This window comes from Acinetobacter sp. M5A5_2a (genome assembly GCF_053345265.1).
Genome location: NZ_JBKEZV010000022.1, coordinates 1 through 2,080, shown reverse-complemented (window position 1 = coordinate 2,080; position 2,080 = coordinate 1). Strand labels below are relative to the sequence as shown.

Below are 2,080 nucleotides of genomic sequence, written 5' to 3'. Positions count from 1 at the left end.
AGTTAAATACTCAATATTATTATTCGATTGATGGTGGGGCAGGCTATCATGGTTCAGGTTGTTTTTATTTAAATGAGAACAAAATGGTTATAGATAGTAAGAGCTGTTAAATCGGGTATTGTTCAGAACTCTGGTCTTATAGTTTATCATCTATAGGTATCACTGCGCTATGCTTGTGCCTTATGGGTTAATATAATGTGACGGTTATGATGTGGGAACTAACCAGTTCTATAACCATAACCGTTTCTATAACACAGAACTTGGTCGTTATATGGAACCGGGCCCGATTGGGTTAGAGGGTGGCCTAAATCCGTATACATACGCGGGTAGCAATTCAGTGAAGAATGTGGATAGCATCAGGATTATGTCTAATGTGTTTGGCGGCGGAAGGATCATTATTAGAAAATAGAGGGTTATACACTTAATCTTTTCTTAAATACTGCCGGAGTATCAACGGTTGGTTATTTTATGAATGAAACATTTAATCGACCAGTCAGTACGCCATGTTCCAAATATCTTATCTCAACAAGATCAAAGAAATCAGGATTATAAAATTGCTTACCGTACAATGCCTTTACCAGATGCACAATTTTTACAAATAACTAGTACTTTAAAAGCTTCTAATGAAACTTTTATAACTCCATCGTTAGCTTATGCAAGTATGTATACAGGAGTAACCATGGAAATGAAATTTAGATTGGGCACAATTATTGGTTTATACAGTATAGGAGTAACAGATCAGAGCTCAGCTAAATATTTCCCAAGGTTACCATCAGTATCCTCTGTGCAAGATTGGAAGAAATCTAATGCTATATTTGACCTGAAAGGAAAATGTAATTCATATATTTTTAATAAAACTGTTGCAACTAATATAGGGTTAGGTAGTCAAAATGGAGGTGCTATGAGATTTATTAATAGTGGAAGGATTATTGGAGCTAGACCTGTACTAAGAATGCCAGAGATAAGGTTGAAATAATATGATAGAAGATTCTATTCTGATTAATCAAGGATATAAGTTAGTTTATGATTTAAAAACTTGGTTAGAGAAGAATGGGGAGGATGAGATAAAATCTACACATGCTTTGACCCTGGATAGTACGACTAATAGTGGTTTAAGTGGAGTATATGGAACAAGTGAGTGGTGGGATAATGTTGAAAAAGGTAATATTGAAACATATATTGTAAGTGGGGTAATAGTTGAGCTTAGTAAGGGAAATGTTTTTGTTGATGATAATACAATGATAACTATTGTTTTAGATAATACTGAAGAAAATATATATGAAGGAGTAGTATTTACAAATGAAATTTTGAAGAGAGAGTGCGGTAATCTTTATTCTAAAGGAAGTAAAATAGTTGTTTTTTATATTTTAGATGAGTTGAAAGATAAAGATACTTGGAATTCTGTAATTCAGAGTAAATTGGGCGTTTTGCCTATAACAAGTAAGATTTATATTAAAGATGGAAATTAAAATTTTTATATTATTGGCTCTATAAATAATTTGGAAACTAATTATGAGTATTAAAGGATATAATTAAAGATTGTAAATTTTGAAGTAAACTCTAGTCAAGAAAATTTAATAAATATAAATAGATATTTGAATGAGATAGTAAGTATTACTGAATGTAAATTTTAAGATTAAGGGGTAACATTATAAAAAACCGTGGTGCTGGAGGTAGCTGGTAATGAGGAATTTGTATAGCTTACTATCTATACTAGTGTTAGTGGCATGCTCTGGTACAGTTGATTTACTTGTTTCGGGTAATGCTAATAGCGGAATTATATTTCAGCTATCTAAAAGTGATGCAAAAAAGCTTGATAGTGGTTTTCGATTTTATGTAATGGATAATAGTGCTGTTCCTGTCGGTACATTGAAAGAAACAGTATGGGAGATTAAGATAAATAGCGGAATAAAATGGTTTAATTTTAAAAATGATTATACCTATAAATGGACTTATGGAGTTAAACCAAATGGATTTAAAGAGATTGTGAAACCCAAGCAGCTAAAGTTAAATACTCAATATTATTATTCGATTGATGGTGGGGCAGGCTATCATGGTTCAGGTTGTTTTTATTTAAATG

The 2,080-nt window shown here is 31.9% G+C and carries 3 protein-coding genes and 1 pseudogene; all 4 read left to right on the top strand.

The features are described 5' to 3' along the window. Positions 1 to 205 precede the first annotated feature (205 nt). Positions 206 to 352, top strand: a pseudogene (locus ACLBWE_RS19090) (RHS repeat-associated core domain-containing protein); the annotation flags it as partial. Between the two features lie 120 nt (positions 353 to 472). Further along, a complete protein-coding gene (locus tag ACLBWE_RS19085) occupies positions 473 to 976 on the top strand; it encodes a hypothetical protein (protein WP_447604281.1) in 504 nt (167 codons plus the stop codon). A 1-nt stretch (position 977) separates the two neighbouring features. Then, positions 978 to 1,469, top strand: a complete 492-nt coding sequence (locus ACLBWE_RS19080; protein ID WP_447604280.1) for a hypothetical protein — start codon at positions 978 to 980, stop codon at positions 1,467 to 1,469. A 214-nt stretch (positions 1,470 to 1,683) separates the two neighbouring features. Then, positions 1,684 to 2,080 (top strand): hypothetical protein (locus ACLBWE_RS19075; RefSeq protein WP_447604279.1); only part of this gene is annotated, 397 nt, incomplete at its 3' end.

Coding starts and splice junctions, on each gene's coding strand:
- ACLBWE_RS19085 (WP_447604281.1), top strand. CDS start 473: ATGAAACATTTAATCGACCAGTCAGTACGCCATGTTCCAAATATCTTA.
- ACLBWE_RS19080 (WP_447604280.1), top strand. CDS start 978: ATGATAGAAGATTCTATTCTGATTAATCAAGGATATAAGTTAGTTTAT.